Genomic DNA, 20,304 nt, shown 5'->3' with positions numbered 1-20,304 from the left:
CTATGTGGTCGGGCAAGGGCCCCGGCCGTCCGCGAGCCACCCGTGCGCGCACGGGGCGGGAACATCCGAATTGATACGAATATTCGACCCCGCTTCCACACCACAGGGGACATTTGACAGGCTGTCCCCGCGACACGGGGGCGTGCGCGACAGCGGCCACCACCGCGGCCACGGGAGGGAAGAAGCGACCATGCAGACGGCGACCACGCACAATCCGGCGAGCCGGGCGGACGGCACGGACCACGCCGAAGCGGCGGAGGCCGGCCCCGCCGGCGATCCCCGGCTGCGCTGGAGCAGCACCGACGGACCCACACCGGCGCCCGTCCTGCGCTTCCGCCGCGACGGGATCCTGCCGACCGTCGCCGCCGCCCTCTCCGTCCGCGGCGAGACCCTCACCGGCACCGCGGGCAAGGGCGACCGGCCGCCCGTCCTGCACCCGCTCGTCCAGGACTTCCTCGACACCCTGACCAGCGGCCAGCGGGAACGCTTCACCGGACGGTGTCCCGAGGCGCTCCTGCTCTCCCGCCACCTCGCCGCCGTCGAGGGCGCCCGCAGCCGGCGCGCCTCCCGCAAACCGCTGACGGCGAGCGAGGCCCGCCGTTCCCTGAAGCACTCCCGCATCACCGCCCGCCGCATCCGCGAGGACGGCGACCCGCTGCACGGCAGCTACGCCCCGCCCTGCCGCTCCTGCGACGCGCTCCTCACCCACTTCGGCGTACGCCCCGTCGACCTCACCCACCCCGAGTAGCAGCCATGACCGCCTCCTCCGCCTCCTACGACCGCTCCTCCGCGACCCGCTTCCCGGGCCCGGTGGACTCGGCCCTGCGCACCGCCGGCTGGGAGCCCGGCCGCTGGGACATCAAGCAGGCCGAATACTGGGCCGGCGCCCTGCGCGACCACACCACCCCCGCCGGGCACCGGCACGCCGTCTTCCCGGCGGCCGTCGAGGCCTGGGCCGAGTTCGGCGGGCTGACGGTGACCGGCCCCGGTCCGGGCCGCCAGACAGCGCCCGCCACCCTCCGCTTCGACCCGCTGTCCGGCCTGCACCTCGCCCGCACCTTCGCCGACCTGGGGCGGGCCCTGTCCACCCAGCTCTGCCCGCTCGGCACCGACGCCGACGGCGGCTCCCACCTCGCCATCGACCGCGAGGGCCGGGTCTACGGGATCGACCACACCGGCGACTGGTACCTGGGCTCCGGCCTCGACGAAGCCCTCACCCTCCTGCTCACCGGCCTCCAGCCGGCCCGCCTCACCACCGAACCCTGACCGCCGCCGCCGACGGCCTAGCGGGCCGCCGGCAGCACCGCCGACACCTTGAAGCCGCCCTCGTCCGTCGGCCCGGACACGAACACGCCCCCCAGCGCCAGCACCCGCTCGCGCATCCCGAGCAGGCCGTTCCCGCCGCTGGGCAGCCCGGGCTGCTCCACGTCCGCCCCGCAGGGCCCGTTCTGCACCTGCATGGCGACCTCCCCGTCCCGGTGCGCGAGCCGTACGACGACCCGCGCGCCCGGGGCGTGCTTGTGGCAGTTGGTCAGCGCCTCCTGCACCACCCGGTACGCCGTCTGCTCGACCTCCGCCGGATAGTGCGGCCGCTCGCCGTCCACGCACACCTCGACGGCCATCCCGGCCGCCCGCGACTGCCCGACCAGCGCCTCCAGCCCGTCCAGCGAGGGCCCGTCGTCGAAACTCCCCGCCAGCGCCACCGGCGCGGCCACCGCCGCCGCCGGCCTGGGCCTGGGCGCTCCGGCGCGCAGCACGCCGAGCATCTCCCGCAGCTCCGTCAGGGCCTGCCGGCCCATGTCGCCGACCAGCGCGGCGTTGCGCGCCGCCTTGACGGGGTCCTTCGCCGCCACCGCCTGGAGCGCGGCCGCGTGCACCACCATCAGGGACACCCGGTGCGCCACCACGTCGTGCATCTCGCGCGCGATCCGCGTGCGCTCCTCCGTACGGGCCCACTCGGCCCGCTCCTCCGCCCGGTCCGCGAGCAGCGACAGCTCCCGCTCCAGCGAGTCCGCCCGTTCCTGGAGGCTCTCCATCAGCCGCCGCCGCGCCCCTATGTACAGGCCGAGCAGGACGGGCGGCACGGTCAGCGCCACCGCCATGAACGCGGAGAGCACCAGCACCAGGGTGGTGTCCCCCTCCAGGTCCCCGCGGGTGCGCAGGTACATCACCACGAAGGTGCCGGCCAGCGACATCGAGGCCAGGGTGGCGGTGATCCGGCGGGGCACCTCGCAGGTGGCGAGGGTGTAGAGGCCGACCACCCCGAGCAGGAAGCCCATCGCGGCGGGCGCGACCGCGATGGAGACCAGCACCACGGCGATCGGCCACCGTCGCCGCAGCAGCAGCACGGACCCCACGGCGATCCCGAACAGCACCCCGAGCGGCACCGGGACGCCCGCCTCGCGGGCGAAGGCCACCCCTTCCACGCCGCACTCGACGGCGGACACCGCGGCGAGCCCCGCGTCCAGGAGCGCGGCCCGCCGCCGCTCCCACCACCAGGGCCCGTCCCGTCCCGCCCCATCACGCTCTTCCCCCGTACCGGTCATGCCGTCCAGCGTACGGGCGGCCCCCGCGGCGGCCCGGGGACGACCCGGGGGGCACCCGGGGTCACCGGGGGCACGACCGGCCGCGAGTACCGTCGCGGGGAAGGCGGGTGGTACGGCATAGTAGGGACGGCCTGCTTGATCGGTACCGCGCAACGCCCGATCCGGCTTGACCCACCATCCCCTGTGGTGTAATTGGCAGCACTGAGGCTTTTGGTGCCTTATGTCCGGGTTCGAGTCCTGGCGGGGGAGCCCTGCACGTACGGGTCCTGACCTTCACGGTCGGGACCCGCCTTCGTTTGCGGGTGCGGGCCCCCCGCTATCCTTCCTGGGTCCACCCCCGAAGCCGAAGGGCACACCCGTGAGCGCAACCCGCCCGGCAGCCGTCGTCGTACTCGCAGCGGGTGAAGGCACCCGCATGAAGTCGGCCACTCCCAAGGTCCTGCACGAGATCAGCGGGCGCTCGCTCGTCGGTCACGTCGTCGCCGCGTCCCGCGAGCTCGACCCCGCGCACCTGGTGGTCGTCGTCGGCCACGCGCGCGAGCAGGTCACCGCGCACCTCGCCGACGCGGACGCCGGTGTCCGCACCGCCGTGCAGCACGAGCAGAACGGCACCGGGCACGCCGTCCGGATGGCCCTCGAAGAGCTCGGCGGCCCGGTCGACGGCACCGTGATCGTGGTCTGCGGCGACACCCCGCTGCTCACCGGGCAGACGCTGCACGCCCTCGCGGCCACCCACGGGGCCGACGGCAACGCCGTCACCGTGCTCACCGCCGAGGTGCCCGACTCGACCGGCTACGGCCGCATCGTGCGCGACGGCGCGACCGGCGCCGTGACGGCCATCGTCGAGCACAAGGACGCCACCGAAGCCCAGCGCGCCATCCGCGAGATCAACTCCGGCGTCTTCGCCTTCGACGGCAGGCTCCTCGCGGACGCCCTCGGCAAGGTCCGCACCGACAACAGCCAGGGCGAGGAGTACCTCACCGACGTGCTCGGCATCCTGCGCGAGGCGGGCCACCGCGTCGGCGCCGCGGTCGGGCCGGACCACCGCGAGATCCTCGGGATCAACAACCGGGTGCAGCTGGCCGAGGCCCGCGCCCTGCTGAACGCGCGCCTGCTGGAGCGGGCGATGCTCGCGGGCGTGACGGTCGTGGACCCGGCGAGCACGTTCGTGGACGTGACGGTGACCTTCGGCCAGGACGCCCTGATCCACCCGGGCACCCAGCTGCTGGGCGCCACGCACGTCGCCGAGGGGGCCGAAGTCGGCCCGAACACCCGGCTGAAGGACACCCGGGTGGGCGCGGGCGCCCGCGTGGACAACACCGTGGCGGACGGCGCCGTGATCGGGGACCGGGCGAGCGTCGGCCCGTTCGCGTACCTGCGGCCCGGTACGAACCTCGGCCCGAAGGCGAAGGCCGGCACGTACGTCGAGATGAAGAACGCGACGATCGGCGAGGGCACCAAGGTGCCGCACCTGTCGTACGTGGGCGACGCGACGATCGGCGAGTACACGAACATCGGCGCGGCCAGCGTGTTCGTGAACTACGACGGCGAACACAAGCACCACACGACCGTCGGCTCACACTGCAAGACGGGTTCGGACAACATGTTTGTGGCGCCCGTCACCATCGGGGACGGGGCCTACACGGCCGCCGGGTCGGTCATCACGAAGGACGTGCCGGCCGGCGCCCTGGCCGTGGCCCGGGGCCAGCAGCGGAATATCGAGGGCTGGGTGGCCCGCAAGCGTCCCGGCAGCGCCGCCGCGACGGCGGCGCAGTCCGCGCCGGAGGGGGACTCCGGCCGCCCTTGAGGTGAACTGGCCGGAAACGGGTACGCCCGGGACGGCGTACCGTGATAGGTGCACGCAATTCGGCTGGCTCACCGTGTGCGGGACGGACGCACACGGGGGCGAGCAGCTTTCAACACGTCTGAGGAGACTGTGCTGTGACCGGGATCAAGACGACCGGCGAGAAGAAGCTCATGCTCTTCTCCGGCCGCGCCCACCCCGAGCTGGCCGAGGAGGTCGCACACCAGCTGGGGGTCAGCATCGTGCCGACCAAGGCTTTCGACTTCGCGAACGGCGAGATCTACGTCCGCTTCCAGGAGTCGGCCCGTGGCGCGGACTGCTTCCTGATCCAGAGCCACACGGCTCCGATCAACAAGTGGATCATGGAGCAGCTGATCATGATCGACGCGCTGAAGCGCGCGTCGGCCCGCTCCATCACCGTGATCATCCCCTCCTACGGCTACGCCCGTCAGGACAAGAAGCACAAGGGCCGCGAGCCGATCTCGGCCCGCCTGGTCGCGGACCTGCTGAAGACCTCGGGTGCGGACCGCATCCTCACGGTCGACCTGCACACCGACCAGATCCAGGGCTTCTTCGACGGCCCGGTCGACCACCTCTCCGCCCTGTCGGTCCTCGCGGACTACGTCGGCGCCAAGGTGGACCGCAGCAAGCTGACGATCGTCTCCCCGGACGCCGGCCGCGTGCGCGTCGCCGACCGCTGGTGCGACCGCCTGGACGCGCCGCTGGCCATCGTCCACAAGCGCCGCGACAAGGACGTCGCCAACCAGGTGACCGTCCACGAGGTCGTCGGTGAGGTCAAGGGCCGCGTCTGCGTCCTGGTCGACGACATGATCGACACCGGCGGCACCATCTGCGCCGCGGCCGACGCGCTCTTCGCGCACGGCGCCGAGGACGTCATCGTGACGGCCACGCACGGCATCCTGTCGGGCCCGGCCGCCGACCGCCTGAAGAACTCCAAGGTCAGCGAGTTCGTCTTCACGAACACCCTCCCGGACCCCTCGGACCTGGAGCTCGACAAGATCACAGTCCTGTCGATCGCCCCGATGGTCGCCCGCGCGGTGCGCGAGGTCTTCGAGGACGGCTCGGTCACCAGCCTCTTCGAGGAACAGCAGTAACCACTGCGCGGTAGATCCTTTTTGGTACGGCCTCCCTCCCCGGGTACACTCCACGAGTTGCTCGGCGAGGGAGGCCGTACCCGTATCGCGGGTCCGGACGCTCCGTTATCGACGCGCTCTTCGTAGCAGGCCGTTCCGGCCGGGTGACCGTCGTCCCAATTTCCGTCACCCCACGAGGAGTGAGCATGTCCGAGGTCAAGCTTTCCGCCAAGATCCGTGACACCTTCGGCAAGGGCTCCGCCCGCCAGGCCCGTCGCGACGCCCTGACCCCCGGTGTCATCTACGGCCACGGCACCGAGCCGAAGCACGTGAACGTCGACGCCCACGCCCTCCAGCTGGCGCTGCGCACCCCGAACGTCCTGCTCTCCCTGGACCTCGGCGACGCCGGCACCGAGCTGGTCATCCCGAAGGCCGTGCAGAAGCACCCGCTGAAGCGCTCGATCTCCCACGTCGACTTCCTGATCGTCAAGAAGGGCGAGAAGGTCACCGTCGACGTCGCGATCGTCACCGAGGGCGACCTGGCCGCCGGCGGCAACATGCTGGAGACCCTCCAGAACACCATCTCCGTCGAGGCCGAGGCCACCCACATCCCGACCGAGGTCACCGTCTCCATCGCGGGCCTGGAGGCCGGCGCCACCATCCACGCCAAGGACCTGGTCCTCCCGAAGGGCACCACCCTGGCCGTCGACGGTGACATCGCCGTCCTCCAGGTCGTCGCCCCGCAGGCCGAGGAGCCGGCCGCCGACGCCGAGGGCACCGAGGCCTGAGCCTCGCCCCACCCCCTCAGCAGTTGCTGACCGACCGCCGTCCGGCTCCACTGGAGCGGGACGGCGGTCGTCTTCGTTCCAGGCACGTAAGGAGCTATTGATGTCGGACGACGCGGCGCCCTGGCTGATCGTCGGTCTCGGGAACCCCGGACCGGAGTACGCCGGCAACCGCCACAACATCGGCTTCATGGTGGCCGACCTGCTGGCCGAACGGATCGGCGGCAAGTTCAAGGCGCACAAGGCCCGCGCCCAGGTCGTCGAGGGCCGCATCGGCCCGCCCGGCCCGGCGAACCGGCGCGTCGTCCTGGCCAAGCCCATGTCGTTCATGAACCTGTCGGGCGGTCCCGTCACGGCGCTGCGCGACTTCTACAAGGTGCCGCTGGAGCGGATCGTCGCCGTACACGACGAGCTGGACATCGACTACCCGACGCTGCGCCTGAAGCTGGGCGGCGGGGACAACGGGCACAACGGCCTGAAGTCGATGACCAAGGCGATGGGCCCGGACTACCACCGGGTGCGCTGCGGCATCGGGCGCCCGCCGGGCCGCATGCAGGTCGCCGACTTCGTCCTGAAGGACTTCTCGTCCACCGAGCGCAAGGAGCTGGACTGGTTCGTGGACCGGTCCGCCGACGCCGTGGAGTGCCTGGTCCAGGAGGGCCTGGAGCGGGCGCAGTCGACGTACAACTCGTAGGCCGTACGGGAAGGCCCCCGCCGCCGGAGGGATCCGGTGGCGGGGGCCTTCGCGCGTGCGGGACGGGTCAGCCGGTGTTGCGCAGGCCGGCGGCGACGCCGTTGACGGTGAGCAGCAGGGCGCGGGCCAGCAGCGGGTCCGCTTCCTCGCCGCGGGCGGCGGCGGCGCGCTGGCGGGCCAGCAGGGAGACCTGGAGGTAGGAGATCGGGTCCAGGTAGGCGTCGCGGACGCCGAAGGTCTGCTGGAGGACCGGGTTGGAGTCCAGCAGCTTCTCGCCGCCGGTGATGCGCAGCACCTCGCGGACGGTGAGCTCGTGTTCGGCCTCGATGCGGGCGAACACGTGCTTGAGCTCCCCGGGCACGAGGGTGTCGACGTAGTGGCGGGCGATCCGCAGGTCGGTCTTGGCCAGCGTCATCTCGACGTTGGACAGGAAGTTGCGGAAGAAGTGCCAGCGCTCGCCCATCTCGGCGAGGGAGGCGTCCTGGCCGGCCTCGCGCAGGGCCTTGAGGCCGGAACCGACGCCGTACCAGCCCGGGACGATCTGGCGGGACTGGGTCCAGCCGAACACCCACGGGATGGCCCGCAGCCCGTCGAGACCGGCACCGGAGTCGGGGCGGCGCGAGGGCCGCGAGCCCAGGTGCAGGTCGGCGAGCTGGTCGACGGGGGTGGCCGCGAAGAAGTACGCGGGCAGGTCCGGGTCCTCGACCAGCGCGCGGTAGGCGCCGTGCGCGGCGTCCGAGACGATGTCCATCGCCGCGTCCCAGCGGGCCAGGTCGTCGTCGGACTGGCGGGGGGCGGTGTGCAGGGCGGAGGCCTGGAGGGTGGCCGCGACGGTCAGCTCCAGGTTCTCGCGGGCCAGGGAGGGGACGAGGTACTTGTCGGAGATGACCTCGCCCTGCTCGGTGACCTTGATCTCGCCCTCCAGGGTGCCCCAGGGCTGCGCGAGGATCGCGTCGTGCGAGGGGCCGCCACCGCGGCCGACGGTGCCGCCGCGGCCGTGGAAGAGGCGCAGGCGCACCCCGTAGCGGTGGGCGACGTCGCGCAGCCGGCGCTGGGCGCGGTGGATCTCCCACTGGCTGGTGGTGATGCCGCCGAACTTGGAGGAGTCCGAGTAGCCCAGCATGACCTCCTGCACGTCGCCGCGCAGCGAGACCAGGCGCCGGTAGGAGGGGTCGGCGAGCATCTCGTCGAGGATGACGTCGGCGGCGCGCAGCTCGTCGGTGGTCTCCAGGAGCGGCACGATGCCGATCTTGGCCCAGCCGGCGTGCAGGTCGATCAGTCCGGCCTCGCGGGCGAGGACGGCGGCGGCGAAGACGTCGTCGGCGCCCTGGCACATCGAGATGATGTACGACTCGATGACCTCGGGGCCGAACTTCTCGAAGGCGTCCTTCACGGCCCGGAAGACGCCGAGCGTCTTGTGGCCCGCCGCGTCGAGGGGGGCGGGGGTGGGCGCGAGGGGGCGGCGCGAGCGCAGCTCCTTGGCGAGGAGCTTCTGCCGGTAGTCGCGCGGCATGTCGGCGTAGCGCCAGGACTCCTCGCCGAGCCGGTCGAAGAGCTGGCCCAGCGCGTGGTGGTGGGCGTCCGCGTGCTCGCGCACGTCCATGGTGGCGAGCTGGAGGCCGAAGGCGGCCAGGGTGCGGATGGTGCGGTCCATGCGGCCGTCGGCGAAGAGCGCGCCGCGGTGTTCGCGCAGGGAGGTCTGGATGAGGGTGAGGTCGGTGAGCAGCTCGGCGGTGCCGAGGTAGTCGCGGCCCTCTTCGTGGGCGGTGCCCTTGGCGAGGCGCGCGCGGGTGTTGACGAGCTTCTGGCGCACGCAGGTGGCCTTGAGCCGGTAGGGCTCCTCGGCGTTGAGGCGCTTGTAGCGGGGGCTGATCTCCGGGAGGCGCTCCAGGTCGGCCTGGAGGGAGGTCAGGAGCTCCTCGGTGGCACCGGTGTAGCGGATCGAGTTGGAGAGCAGTCCGCGCAGGAAGTCGACGAGTTCGAGGGCGTCGGTGATGCCGTGCTCGTGCTGGAGGATCAGCACGTCGCGGGTGACCTCGGGGGTGACGTTGGGGTTGCCGTCGCGGTCACCGCCGATCCAGGTGCCGAAGGTGAGCGGCCGGGTGCCGGCGGGCAGCTCGACGCCGACGCGCTGGAGCTCGGCGGCGAGGTCCTCCAGGACGTCGCCGACGGCTCCGGCGTGCAGCTCGTCGAGGTAGTAGATGGCGTTGCGGGCCTCGTCGGCGGGCTCCGGGCGCACGACGCGCAGTTCGTCGGTCTGCCAGACGAGGTCGATGTTCTCGGCCAGGCGCAGGTCGTGGCGGCGGCGCTCGCCGGCGCCGGAGACCGGCTCCTCCAGGAGGGCGGCGATGCGGCGCAGCTTGTTCAGGACGCTGCGGCGGGCCGCCTCGGTGGGGTGCGCGGTGAAGACGGGCCGCACGTTGAGGTTCTCGACCGTCGCGCGCAGGTGCTCGGGGTCGGCGTCCTTGAGCATGTCGGCGGTGCGGGCGAGGAGCCCGCCCTCGGCGGCACGGTGGGCGCGCAGCTCCTTGCCGCGGTGCACCTGCTCGGTGACGTTGGCGAGGTGGAAGTAGGTGGAGAAGGCGCGCACCAGCTTGGCGGCGGTCTCCAGGTCGGTGTCGCCGAGGAGGGCGGCGGCGGCTTCGCCGTCGGTCCGGGTCAGGGCGCGCACGCGTTCGACGAGGTCGAGGAGGTCCTGGCCCTCCTGTCGTACGAGGGTCTCCCCCAGGAGGTCGCCGAGGCGTCGGATGTCGGCGCGCAGCTCCGCGTTCGCCGTTTCGGCCGAGGTCGCGGAGGTGGGGGTGACGGGGGCCTGGGCGGCCTGGTCAGCACTGCTCACAGGTGCGGCTCCTTGCAGTGTTCGAGCGCTACTGGGCTGTGGGCTCCCGGGACGCGTGCGGCGGCGGTGCCTCCTGGTGCGCAGCCCGGGCTGCCCGTGCGGACCGCGCTGTCCGACGACACCAGGATAGGTGGCCCGTACTCGTGTCCCGGCAGCGCGGCCGACAGGTGGACAGCGGGCCCCCGCGGGCGGGGCGCCGCGGGCGTGCTCCTCTTGCCCCGCCGTTCACCTTTGCCATACTTACGATGCCGTAGGTTACGGATCCGTAGGGTCCGCTGCTGCGGTCCCCCCGACTCCTCACCCCCCAGGGGAAACCCATGACCATCGGTCCCGATCTGATCGAGGACGCCGCGGCGTCCTCCCCACGTCCGAGTGAGGCCGCGTCGTCCGCGACGCGCGGCGGTGAGCAGAAGCGGTCGGTGGAGCAGATCGCGCTGCTGCTCTTCATCACGGTGCCCTTCGTGGCCCTGCTGGCGGCGGTGCCGCTGGCCTGGGGCTGGGGAGTGAGCTGGCTGGACCTCGGCCTGATGGTGTTCATGTACTTCCTGGCCTGCCACGGCATCACCATCGGTTTCCACCGCTACTTCACGCACGGCTCCTTCAAGGCGAAGCGGCCGCTGCGGATCGTGCTGGCGGTCATGGGGTCGATGGCGGTGGAGGGGCCGCTGGTGCGCTGGGTGGCTGATCACCGCAAGCACCACAAGTACTCGGACCACGAGGGCGACCCGCATTCGCCGTGGCGGTTCGGCGAGACGGTGCCGGCGCTGATGAAGGGCCTGTGGTGGGCGCACATCGGCTGGCTCTTCGACGAGGAGCAGACCGACCAGCAGAAGTACGCCCCGGACCTGATCAAGGACCCGGCGATCCGGCGGATCTCCCGGGACTTCGTGCTGTGGACGATCGTCTCGCTGGCCATCCCGCCGCTGGTGGGCGGCCTGGTGACGATGTCCTGGTGGGGGGCGTTCACGGCGTTCTTCTGGGGTTCGCTGGTGCGCGTGGCGCTGCTGCACCACGTGACGTGGTCGATCAACTCGATCTGTCACGCGGTGGGCAAGCGGCCGTTCCGGTCCCGGGACCGCAGCGGCAACGTGTGGTGGCTGGCGGTGCTGTCGTGCGGGGAGTCCTGGCACAACCTGCACCACGCCGACCCGACGTCGGCGCGGCACGGCGTCCTGCGCGGCCAGGTGGACTCCAGCGCGCGCCTGATCCGCTGGTTCGAGCAGCTCGGCTGGGCCTCGGACGTGCGCTGGCCGTCCGCGGACCGCATCGACGCCCGGCGCAAGGAAAAGACGTCGAACGCGGCATGATGGGGGACGTGGCGATCGACGGCAGCAGTTCCAGCAGCGACAAGCCCCGGCGCGGTCGCCGGGTCCGGATGACGGGCGCCGAACGGCGTCAGCAACTGCTGGACATCGGCCGCACGCTCTTCGCGGCAAAGGGTTTCGAGGGCACGTCGGTGGAGGAGATCGCGGCCAAGGCCGGGGTGTCCAAGCCGGTGGTCTACGAGCACTTCGGCGGCAAGGAGGGCCTGTACGCGGTGGTCGTCGACCGCGAGATGCGCCAGCTGCTGGACGGGGTGACCGGGGCGCTGACGGCCGGGCACCCGCGCGAGCTCCTGGAGCAGGCGGCGTTCGCGCTCCTGGACTACATCGAGAACTACACGGACGGCTTCCGGATCCTGGTGCGGGACTCCCCGGTGGCCCAGTCGACGGGTACGTTCGCCTCGCTGATCAGCGACATCGCCACGCAGGTGGAGGACATCCTCGGCCTGGAGTTCAAGGCCCGGGGCTTCGATCCGAAGCTGGCGCCGCTGTACGCGCAGGCGCTGGTCGGCATGGTGGCGCTGACGGGCCAGTGGTGGCTGGAGACCCGCCGGCCGAAGAAGGCGGAGGTCGCGGCGCACCTGGTGAACCTGGCCTGGCACGGGCTGGAGAACCTGGAGGCCAGACCGCGCCTGGTGGGCCACCGCAAGAGCTGAGGGCCTGCGCGCCCGCGAGGACGGCGCCCCGTCCCGGGATTCCCGGGACGGGGCGCCGTCGTCCGTGCGGGGCGCGCCCGGGGCCGCTCAGGGCGTCGGGGCGTGCGGCTCCAGGAACTCCAGCCGGTTGCCGACGGGGTCCTCGGAGTAGAACCGGCGGTGGCCCGGGAGGTTCTCGTCCCAGACCACCTCGGCCCCGCCCGCGCGGAGCCGGCGGGCGTACTCCGCGATGCCGGTGACCCGCAGTCCGGGGTGCGCCTTGCGGGCGGGCCTGAAGTCCGCTTCCGTCCCGAGGTGCAGCCGGACGGTGCCGGCGGCGAACCAGCAGCCGCCCCGCGCGGCGAGGACGGCGGGCTTGGGGACCTCCGTCATGCCGAGGACGTCGACGTAGTAGGCGCGCAGGGCCGGCTCGGAGCCGGGGGGCGCGGCGAGCTGGACGTGGTCGAGGGAGATCAGCACGCGGGGGCCTCCTTGCGGGCGACGGCGAAGATGCGGCGGAAGGGGAAGACGGTGCCGCGGGGACCGGCCGGGTAGGCCTCGCGCAGCACCTCGCGGTAGGCGGCGAGGAACTCCTCGACGGCGGCCCGGTCGTCGCCCAGCGCCGTGAGGACGGGCCGCAGGGCGGTCCCCTTGACCCAGTCGAGTACGGGGTCGGGGCCCTGGAGGAGCTGGTGGTAGGTGGTCTCCCACACGTCCGCGGCGCAGCCGAGTCCGCTGAGGCGGTCCAGGTACGCGCCGGGGTCCAGGACGGGGGCGTGGCGGACGGCCCCGTGGCCGCCGAGGCGTTCGCGCCACCGGGCGCTCCCGCAGAGCTCGGCGAGCAGCCGGTGGCTGGGGGCGTCGAAGTTGCCGGGGACCTGGAAGGCGAAGGTGCCGCCGGGGCGCAGGCCGCCGATCCAGCGCGCGAAGGAGTCGGGGTGGCCGGGCACCCACTGGAGGGCGGCGTTGGAGACGATCAGGTCGTAGGTCTCCCCGGGCGTCCAGTCGGCCAGGTCGCCGTGGCGGAAGCCGAGGCTGCCGCCGCCGGGGGTGGGTCCGGCGTACTCGTCCTCGGCGCGCCGGAGCATCTCCGGGGACAGGTCGTAGCCGGTCACGCGGGCGTCGGGCCAGCGCTCGGCGAGCAGCGCGGTGACGTTGCCGGGGCCGCAGCCGAGGTCCGCGATGCGGGCGGGGGCGGAGGGCGGCTCGGGCAGGCGGGCCAGCAGGTCGAGGAAGGGGCGCGCGCGGTGCCCGGCGTGGCGGAGGTACTGCTGTGGGTCCCAGGTGGGCACCGGAGCCGCGGTGTCGGAATGCATGGTCGAGCCTCCCTGCTCGGGGGACGGTTGGAAGCGGAAGCCGCTGTGACGGCCCCTCCGCGCCCATGCTCCACCCCATTATCTCTCGATGTCAAGATTCTTGATTTGAAGAGACTTCATGTCGACAGACCCCTTACACTGATCCGCATGGAGGACGAGGTCGACCGACTGGTCGCGGCATGGCGGCGAGAGCGCCCTGACCTCGACGTGGAACCGCTCGAGGTGCTCAGCCGGGTCAGCCGGCTCGCGCGCCACCTCGACCGCGCCCGCAGGCTGGCCTTCTCCGAGCACGGCCTGGAGCCGTGGGAGTTCGACGTCCTCACCTCGCTGCGGCGCGCGGGCGCGCCCTACCAGCTCTCCCCCGGCCAGCTCCTGACGCAGACGCTCGTCACCTCGGGCACCATGACGAACCGCATCGACCGGCTCGCCAAGAAGGGCCTGGTCGAGCGGCTTCCGGACCCCAGCGACCGGCGCGGGGTGCTGGTGCGGCTCACCCCCGAGGGGCGCGACCGCGCCGACCAGTCGCTCGCCGGGCTGCTGGCCCAGGAACGCGCGATCCTGGCCCAGCTCTCCACGGCCCAGCGCGGCGACCTCGCGGCGCTGCTACGCCAGCTGACCGCTCCGTTCGACAACATCCCCGGCTAGTTCCGCGGGACGTACGCCGGCCCGCCGGGCCAGTGCCACGGCGGCCAGGGTGGAGTGCACGCCGAGCTTGCCCAGCACGTTCTGCATGTGGGTGCGGACGGTGTGCGGGGACAGGAACAGCCGTGCGGCCACGTCCTTGCGGCCCAGTCCCGCCACCATGCAGCGCAGCACCTCGTGCTCGCGCGGGGTCAGGGACTCCACGAGCCGTTCGCTGTCGCTGCGGTGCTTGCGCGCGGCCGTCAGCTCCCGCAGTACGCCGGTGAGCAGCGCGGGCGGCAGGTGGGTCTCCTCGCGCAGCACGCCCCGTACGACGGCCAGCAGGCGCGAGAGGGAGCAGTCCTTCGCCACCCAGCCGGAGGCCCCGGCCTGGAGGGCGAGCGCCGCGCGGCGGGGGTCGTCGCGCTCGGCGAGGACCACGGTGCGCACCCCGGGGTGGGCGACGCGCACCCCGGCGACCAGCGCAATCCCGTCCGACACGGGGGGCGGCGGCCCGGCGCCCGGCGCCCGCGGGGCGGGCACGGCACCGGTCGCGCCGCCGAGGTCGGCGTCGACGAGCAGCACGTCGAAGCGGCGGCCCTCGGCCGCCGCGCGGTCGAGGCAGCGCGTGGCGGCGGGGCCGCTGCCGGCCGCGGACACGTCCACGTCCGGCTCGGCCGCGAGCGCGGCTGCCAGAGACTCGGCGAAGATGCGGTGGTCGTCGACCACCAGAACCCGGATACGGACCACAAAACCCCCAAGGGTCGGGGAACGGACGACTACGGGTACGACGCCCGAGCCGGGTGGCCCACGGCCGCCACGGCCGCCGCCGCGACATCTGTGCACTACCCCGGACCGGACGCCGCACCCGGCGTGTCTCGACCCCTGAATCAACACCGGCCCCCACCGGTGTCACGCATCAGCGTAGAGCGGGTGGGGTCTCGCGGTTGGCCGAATAGCAGAAGTTTTTCCAGGGATTTTCCCGTGGGAGGGTCCGCAACGGGCGATCAGGTGGCTTGATTTCACCTGTCCTGAAGACCGGTGGGGCCGATTCCGGACGGGCCCGTGCCACGGGCAGTTGCACGGGGGGCATGTCACCCGGTGCACGCGCGCCGGGCGCCCGCGCGCAGGGCCCGTGGACCGCGCCCGCACGGCGCACGCGCGCCCCCCGCCGGACGTCGGTCCGTACGGGGGGCGCGGGGTGCGACGGGCTGCGCGGGGCGCGACGGGCCGTGCCGCCCGGGTCAGGAGCGCTGCGCGCGGGCGAAGTTCCAGGCGTCGGTCACGATGCGGGTGAGGTCCGAGCGGGTCGGGACCCAGCCCAGGCGCTCCCGCGCGGTCTGCGCCGAGGCGACCAGCACGGCGGGGTCGCCGGCCCGGCGCGGGGCGACCGTCTCGGGGATCTCCCGGCCGGTGACCTTGCGGACCGTCTCGATCACCTCGCGGACGGAGAAGCCGCTGCCGTTGCCGAGGTTGCAGATCAGGTGCTCGCCCGGGGCCGCGACGCGCAGCGCCGAGAGGTGGGCCTCCGCGAGGTCGGCCACGTGGATGTAGTCGCGCACGCAGGTCCCGTCCGGGGTCGGGTAGTCCTCGCCGAACACCGAGATGGACTCCCGCTCGCCGAGGGCCACCTGGAGGACCAGCGGGATCAGGTGCGTCTCGGGGTCGTGCCGCTCGCCGAACTCGCCGTGGGCGCCGGCCACGTTGAAGTAGCGCAGCGAGACGGCGGCCAGGCCGTGCGCCGCGCACTCCCCCGCGATCATGTGGTCGACGGCCAGCTTCGAGGCCCCGTACGGGTTGGTGGGGGCGGTCGCGGATTCCTCCGTCAGCAGCCCGCCCGCGGGCTCCCCGTAGGTGGCCGCGGTGGAGGAGAAGATCAGCGTGCGCACGCCCGCCTCCCGCATCGCGGTGAGCAGGGCGAGGGTGCCGCCGACGTTGTTGTCCCAGTACTTGCCCGGGTCGGCCACGGACTCGCCGACCTGCGAGGAGGCCGCGAAGTGCAGCACCGCGTCGAAGGAGGGGTCGAGGTGTTCGGCGGCGTCCTGGATGCGGCCCCGCACCAGGGTCGCACCGGCCGGGACGCCCTCGGCGTAGCCGGTGGTGAGGTTGTCGAGGACGCTCACCTCGTGGCCCTCCGCCAGGAGATGGGCCGTCACGACGCTGCCCACATATCCGGCACCGCCGGTGACCAGGTACTTGCTCACTCGCACTCCAACCTCTCGCGGACGCGCACGGGCGCGCGTGCACTGACCGGCATACCGGATTACGCGCTTCCGGGGAAATCGCCGGCCGCCCCGTCTCATCCCGCCGGCGGCCGCGCCGCCGCGGGCGGTGCCGCGCGGTCCAGGAGCCCGGTACGGGCGGCCAGCGCGGCCGCCTCCAGCCGGGAGCCGACGCCCAGCTTCATCAGCACCCGCTGCACGTGCGTACGGGCGGTGCTCGGCGCGATGTCCATCCCGGCGGCGATCAGCCGGGTGTCCTCGCCCTCCGCGACCCGTACGAGCACCTCCACCTCCCTCGGGGTCAGCAGCCGCAGCAGCCGGCCGCCCTCGTCGTCGGGCTGCGCGGCGGGGTTGAGCAGTTCCGCGAAGGCCGCCTGCAGCAGCTGCGGGGAGACGGCCGCCTCCCCCGCCCGCGCCTTGGCCAGGGCCCGCTCGACGCCCTCGATGCGCTCGTCGTGGCGGACGTAACCCCCGGCGCCCGCGGCGAACGCGGCCGCGATGCCCCGCGGGTTGGGCACGGGCCCGAGCACCACGACGGCGATCTGCGGGCGTTCCCGCCGGATCCGGGCGACGGGTTCGAAGACCCCCGGCTCGGCGGGGGTGGCGGTGCCGAACAGGCACACCTCCGGCGCCCGGCCGATCACCAGCTCGGCGGCACCGGCCGTGGGCGCGGCGGCCGCGAGCACCCGGTGCCCCCGCAGTTTCAGGGCAGAGGCGAGCGCCTCGGCCAGCAGCCGGTGCTCGTCGACCACCACGACCCGTACGCCCATCAAGGCTCCCACCCCAGATCCATCTGACCCGGCAAGCTACACGCTTGTTCGACGGAGCGCGGCGGTTACCGCGAGAAGCCCCCGGAAGGGCTGACCTTCCGGGGGCTTCGGTACGGATCGCGGCGTCTGCGTCAGTTCGCGATGAAGGAGGCGAAGAGGTACTCCGGGTCGCCCTTGTCGGAGTACGGCTTGCGCACCATCGTGCGGGAGATGAAGAGGCGGCCGTTGTGGTAGCGGAACTCCGAGTAGTCGCGCGAGAAGCCCGTCTCGGTGCGCTGGCTGGTCTTCTCCGCCGGGTTCTGCATCAGCAGGGTCTCCTTCATCGTCTTGCCGTCGATGCTGACGACCTGACCGCCCCCGTCGTACGGGGGGACCTTGTAGGCGATGATGTTCGACCCGTCCATGCGCAGCGGGTACATGGTGTACCGCTCGCCGGCGTCGGCGCGGTCCGAGGTGGCCTTGCCGGTCTCCAGGTCGAAGGAGACGATCTCGTTGGTGCGGCCGACGGAGGCCGAGCCCTGGTGCTCGTAGGAGGGCAGGTAGACCTTGCCGTTGCCCACGACCATGTTCGAGCACTGCTCGACCTCGGTGGCCGGGCACTTGGGCGCGTAGTTGCCGCCCGAGAGCGCGATGTGGGACTTGAGCTGGCCCGCGTCGTCGACCACGAACAGGTCGCTGACGTTGGTGGCGTTCTTCGCCGTGTTGCCGACGTTGGCGGCGACGATGAGCGGCTTCGTGGAGATGATGCCGGCCCACTCGATGCCGGGCGAGAGCTTGTACGAGGCCTTCGGCGCGCCGGTCACGGGGTCGAGGGACTGCGCGAGCAGGGTCTGGTTCGGGATCCGGCCGCACTTGCGCAGGACGGCGAGGGCCTCGCCGCCGGCGTAGCCGAGGTCGTAGCAGCCTTCGCCGTCGGTCTTCGGCGTCCACAGGGGCTTGCCGTCGGCGAGGTTCCAGGCGGCGCCGCCGCTGAGGCCGCCCGCGGCGACGGTCTGGCCGCTGATGGTGACCTCGGTGAAGGCCACGGGCTTGTCGCCGCCGGTGGAGGACTTGGCGGTGGCGGACCACAGGAGCTTTCCGGTGTTCAGGTCGATGACGCCGACCTGGGTGCACTGGGGGTACTTGTTGGCGTCGCTCGCCATGGCCTCCTGGAAGAGGACGGCCGACTTGTCGGCGCTGACGTGCTTGGTCGCGCCGCAGACGTTGCCGGGGAGCGGGAGCTCCCACTTCTTGCCTCCGTCGACCACGTTGTAGCCGACGACCTTGCCGACGTCGGACTTGACGTACGTGCTGTCGGTGAGCCAGGAACCGTCCACGGAGACCACGTCCGCCGGGGCCGGGCTCGCGACGTTGACCAGCGTCCGCGACTTGGGGTTGGCCGGGGGCTTCTCCGTGCCGCCCGGCGCGGCCGGCTTGTCGCCGTCGGGGGAGCCGCTGGCGCCGCCGCCGTCGGCGGCGGGGCGGGGGGTTCCGGTGCTGTTGCCGTCGTCGGAGACGTACCAGAAGCCGCCGCCGATGATGAGGACCATCGCCAGCAGCGCCGCGCCGACGATCATCAGCTGGGTGCGCTTGTCACCGCCGCCGCCGTCACCGCCCGCCGGGCTCTGGGCCGGAGCCTGGACCGTGGCCGGCTGCTGCTGGGGGTAGCCGTAGCCGGGCTGGGCCGGCGGGAAGCCGTAGCCCTGCGGGGCCTGCTGGGCCTGCGGGTAGCCGTAGCCGGGCTGCTGCGGAGCGGCGGCCGGGGGCCGGCCGGACGGCTGGGACGGCTGCTGCGACGGCGGCTGCCCCGGGGGCTGCGCGGGCGGCTGGGGGGCGCCCGGCGGGACCGGGGGGAGCGGCGGGGGCGCGCCGAAACCGCCGGAGGGCGGCTGCTGGGGCGGCGGCGGGGTGCTCGGGGTGCTCATCGGGGGTACTACTGCCTCTCGGTGGGCGGCTCGGTGGACTCGTTCACTTGCCGAAGACCATCAGGAGCTTCTCGTCCTTGCCGTCCCCGCTCAGCGAGGTCACGGACAGGAAGAAACGACCGCCCTCGTAGGACCTCTTCGCGAACATGAAGGAGTTCTCGATCTCCGCGGCGGGGCCCGAGGGCAGCCGCAGGAGCACCTTGGGTTCGCCGCCGCCGGCCGCCAGCGAGACGATCTCGCCGGGCGCGTCCCCGGCGCCGGTCCGGTAGGCCGTCAGCTGCCCGCCCGCCGCCTTGACGGGGGTGTAGGTCCGCTTGTCCCCGGCCGCGGCGCGCCACTTGGCCTTGCCGCTGGCGAGGTCGAAGGCGACGATCTCGTTGCCGGTGCCCGCGTCGGTGCCCGTGCTCAGGTACAGGGTGTCGCCGTCGACGGCCCGGCCCGCGCAGTTCTGCAGTCCCTCGGTGCCGCTGCTGCCGCCGCAGTTGACCGCGAAGCTGCCCTCGGCGGTCATGGTGGCGCGCTTTTGCCCGTCGGGGCCCAGCGAGATGATGGCGCGCTGCTTGGTGTCGCGGTTCGAGGCGTCGATGACGGTCGGGTTGACCGAGTAGACGGCGCTCACCTGGTAGCCCTTGGGCAGCCGGTAGGACCAGGTCTTCTTGCCGGTCAGCGGGTCGGCGTCCTGGACTTCGACGGTGTGGTCGTCGTCCAGGCAGGTGGCGATGCCGATCAGCTTGCCGTTGCCCGCGGCGTACGCGCCGGGCTGGCAGCCCTCGGGGCCGGTCCCGGAGAAGATCCGCTCACCGGTGGCGAGCCGGTAGGCGCCGGTGCCGCCCGTCCGGTTGACGATGACGGTCTCGCCGGTGAAGGCGACGGAGGCGTCGATGGCGCTGGCGAAGAGACCCTCCTTCGGGACCTCCTTCGACCAGACCTCCTTGCCCGCCGACAGGTCGACCAGCTTCATCTGGTTGCAGTTCGCGCCGGAGCCGTCGCCGTCCTTGACGAGGACGACGGTCTTGCCGTCGGGGGTGGTCTGGTCGGTGAATCCGCAGATCTCGGTGCGGACGTCGAGCTTCCACTTCTCTTTGCCGTCGGCCACCGCGTAGCCGACGAAGCCCTTGTCGAGGGTCTTGACGACGGTGTCGGCGACCACCCACTGGCCCTTGGCGGGAATTCCCGCGCCCGGCCCCTGGAGCTTGGCGGTCTTGAACCACTGGACCTTGTCCTCGCCCGGCTTGCGGCCCGCGTTGAGGTCGCCCTGGTCGGGGCCGCCGTTGCCGGAGCCGTCGCCGTCGTCCACCGACGGGGAGCCGGAGGGCTTGGGGTCGGCGGCCGTGGAGCCCTGCGCGACCGGGGGCTTCGGGTCGGAGCCGCCGTCCGTGCCGAAGGCGAACCAGGCGCCCGTACCGAGGACGAGCACGCCCGCGACGGCGGCGGCGATCACGACGGCCGTCCTGCGGCGGCCCCCCGCCGGGCCCCCGGGGACGGGCGGGACGGGCACGGTCGGCGGCATGCCGGGCGGCGGAAAACCGTAGCCGCCCTGCTGGGGGTACGGGGGCTGCTGCGGCGGCTGCTGCTGGTGCGGCGGCTGCTGGTGCTGCTGCGGCGGCTGCTGCGCGTACGGGTTGGCGCCCTGCGGCGGGTACCCGTACCCCTGCGGCGGCGGCCCCGGCAGGTGGCCGTAACCGGACGGCGGCGGCTGGTTCGGCGGCTGGGGCGGCTCGGTCATCAGCGCATACCTTCGGCGTCGGGCGG

The 20,304-nt window shown here is 72.9% G+C and carries 18 protein-coding genes and 1 tRNA gene; 10 read left to right on the top strand and 9 right to left on the bottom strand.

What is annotated here, in order from left to right; genetic code table 11:
* Window positions 1-190 precede the first annotated feature (190 nt).
* Window positions 191-748 carry a YwqJ-related putative deaminase gene (locus ACGFXC_RS23455; RefSeq protein WP_393715716.1) on the top strand — a complete coding sequence of 186 codons (558 nt, stop codon included), beginning with the start codon at window positions 191-193 and terminating at the stop codon, window positions 746-748.
* 5 nt (window positions 749-753) lie between these two features.
* A complete protein-coding gene (locus ACGFXC_RS23450; protein WP_393715714.1) occupies window positions 754-1,266 on the top strand; it encodes an SUKH-3 domain-containing protein in 513 nt (170 codons plus the stop codon).
* A gap of 17 nt (window positions 1,267-1,283) precedes the next feature.
* On the opposite strand, the gene ACGFXC_RS23445 is transcribed toward ACGFXC_RS23450, so the two are convergent.
* Window positions 1,284-2,546 carry a histidine kinase gene (locus tag ACGFXC_RS23445; protein ID WP_393715712.1) on the bottom strand — a complete coding sequence of 421 codons (1,263 nt, stop codon included), beginning with the start codon at window positions 2,544-2,546 and terminating at the stop codon, window positions 1,284-1,286.
* A gap of 177 nt (window positions 2,547-2,723) precedes the next feature.
* Here ACGFXC_RS23445 and ACGFXC_RS23440 point away from each other — a divergent pair.
* The 5 genes from ACGFXC_RS23440 to pth all read left to right on the top strand — a co-directional run bounded on the left by ACGFXC_RS23440 (window position 2,724) and on the right by pth (window position 6,923).
* Window positions 2,724-2,795: transfer RNA gene (locus tag ACGFXC_RS23440), tRNA-Gln, on the top strand.
* A 109-nt stretch (window positions 2,796-2,904) separates the two neighbouring features.
* Window positions 2,905-4,353 carry a bifunctional UDP-N-acetylglucosamine diphosphorylase/glucosamine-1-phosphate N-acetyltransferase GlmU gene (gene glmU, locus ACGFXC_RS23435; protein ID WP_393715710.1) on the top strand — a complete coding sequence of 483 codons (1,449 nt, stop codon included), beginning with the start codon at window positions 2,905-2,907 and terminating at the stop codon, window positions 4,351-4,353.
* A gap of 134 nt (window positions 4,354-4,487) precedes the next feature.
* Window positions 4,488-5,465 (top strand): ribose-phosphate diphosphokinase, encoded by a 978-nt coding sequence (locus ACGFXC_RS23430; RefSeq protein WP_351826252.1) that lies wholly within the window; start codon window positions 4,488-4,490, stop codon window positions 5,463-5,465.
* Between the two features lie 185 nt (window positions 5,466-5,650).
* The gene (locus ACGFXC_RS23425) at window positions 5,651-6,232 is read left to right on the top strand and encodes a 50S ribosomal protein L25/general stress protein Ctc (RefSeq protein WP_393715708.1); all 582 of its coding nucleotides are present in this window, start codon (window positions 5,651-5,653) and stop codon (window positions 6,230-6,232) included.
* Window positions 6,233-6,332: 100 nt separating this feature from the next.
* A complete protein-coding gene (pth, locus tag ACGFXC_RS23420; protein ID WP_393715706.1) occupies window positions 6,333-6,923 on the top strand; it encodes an aminoacyl-tRNA hydrolase in 591 nt (196 codons plus the stop codon).
* 67 nt (window positions 6,924-6,990) lie between these two features.
* Here the strand turns inward: pth and ppc are convergent, their stop codons facing one another.
* Window positions 6,991-9,684, bottom strand: coding sequence for a phosphoenolpyruvate carboxylase (gene ppc, locus ACGFXC_RS23415; RefSeq protein ID WP_393715891.1), 2,694 nt, complete (start codon window positions 9,682-9,684; stop codon window positions 6,991-6,993).
* A gap of 395 nt (window positions 9,685-10,079) precedes the next feature.
* Between ppc and ACGFXC_RS23410 the strand changes: the two genes are divergently transcribed.
* Both ACGFXC_RS23410 and ACGFXC_RS23405 read left to right on the top strand, forming a co-directional pair.
* The gene (locus ACGFXC_RS23410; RefSeq protein ID WP_393715704.1) at window positions 10,080-11,069 is read left to right on the top strand and encodes an acyl-CoA desaturase; all 990 of its coding nucleotides are present in this window, start codon (window positions 10,080-10,082) and stop codon (window positions 11,067-11,069) included.
* Window positions 11,066-11,740, top strand: a complete 675-nt coding sequence (locus ACGFXC_RS23405; RefSeq protein ID WP_393715702.1) for a TetR family transcriptional regulator — start codon at window positions 11,066-11,068, stop codon at window positions 11,738-11,740. The genes ACGFXC_RS23410 and ACGFXC_RS23405 overlap by 4 nt, the downstream gene beginning before the upstream one ends.
* An 87-nt stretch (window positions 11,741-11,827) precedes the next feature.
* On the opposite strand, the gene ACGFXC_RS23400 is transcribed toward ACGFXC_RS23405, so the two are convergent.
* Together ACGFXC_RS23400 and ACGFXC_RS23395 are read right to left on the bottom strand one after the other, a co-directional pair.
* Window positions 11,828-12,199: a VOC family protein gene (locus ACGFXC_RS23400; RefSeq protein WP_393715700.1), complete on the bottom strand. Its 372-nt coding sequence runs from the start codon at window positions 12,197-12,199 to the stop codon at window positions 11,828-11,830.
* Complete coding sequence (locus ACGFXC_RS23395; protein ID WP_393715698.1) at window positions 12,193-13,035, bottom strand: trans-aconitate 2-methyltransferase; 843 nt, start codon at window positions 13,033-13,035, stop codon at window positions 12,193-12,195. Before ACGFXC_RS23395 ends, ACGFXC_RS23400 begins: the two co-directional genes overlap by 7 nt.
* A gap of 147 nt (window positions 13,036-13,182) precedes the next feature.
* On the opposite strand from ACGFXC_RS23395, the gene tamR reads away from it, so the two are divergent.
* On the top strand, window positions 13,183-13,680 hold the full coding sequence (tamR, locus tag ACGFXC_RS23390; protein ID WP_351826259.1) for a MarR family transcriptional regulator TamR: 498 nt from the start codon (window positions 13,183-13,185) through the stop codon (window positions 13,678-13,680).
* Here tamR and ACGFXC_RS23385 read toward each other — a convergent pair.
* The 5 genes from ACGFXC_RS23385 to ACGFXC_RS23365 form a co-directional block, all read right to left on the bottom strand.
* Window positions 13,639-14,406, bottom strand: a complete 768-nt coding sequence (locus ACGFXC_RS23385; protein ID WP_393715696.1) for a LuxR C-terminal-related transcriptional regulator — start codon at window positions 14,404-14,406, stop codon at window positions 13,639-13,641. The genes tamR and ACGFXC_RS23385 overlap by 42 nt on opposite strands.
* A gap of 494 nt (window positions 14,407-14,900) precedes the next feature.
* On the bottom strand, window positions 14,901-15,860 hold the full coding sequence (gene galE / locus ACGFXC_RS23380; protein WP_393715694.1) for a UDP-glucose 4-epimerase GalE: 960 nt from the start codon (window positions 15,858-15,860) through the stop codon (window positions 14,901-14,903).
* Window positions 15,861-15,955: 95 nt separating this feature from the next.
* Window positions 15,956-16,648: a response regulator transcription factor gene (locus ACGFXC_RS23375; protein ID WP_393715890.1), complete on the bottom strand. Its 693-nt coding sequence runs from the start codon at window positions 16,646-16,648 to the stop codon at window positions 15,956-15,958.
* A 131-nt stretch (window positions 16,649-16,779) separates the two neighbouring features.
* A complete protein-coding gene (locus ACGFXC_RS23370; protein WP_393715692.1) occupies window positions 16,780-18,552 on the bottom strand; it encodes a PQQ-binding-like beta-propeller repeat protein in 1,773 nt (590 codons plus the stop codon).
* Window positions 18,553-18,595: 43 nt separating this feature from the next.
* Complete coding sequence (locus ACGFXC_RS23365; RefSeq protein WP_393715690.1) at window positions 18,596-20,278, bottom strand: PQQ-binding-like beta-propeller repeat protein; 1,683 nt, start codon at window positions 20,276-20,278, stop codon at window positions 18,596-18,598.
* Between the last annotated feature and the right edge of the window lie 26 nt (window positions 20,279-20,304).

It is taken from the genome of Streptomyces sp. NPDC048507 (assembly GCF_043199995.1).
Taxonomy (GTDB): domain Bacteria; phylum Actinomycetota; class Actinomycetes; order Streptomycetales; family Streptomycetaceae; genus Streptomyces.
This window is presented reverse-complemented; position numbering and strand designations above follow the sequence as displayed.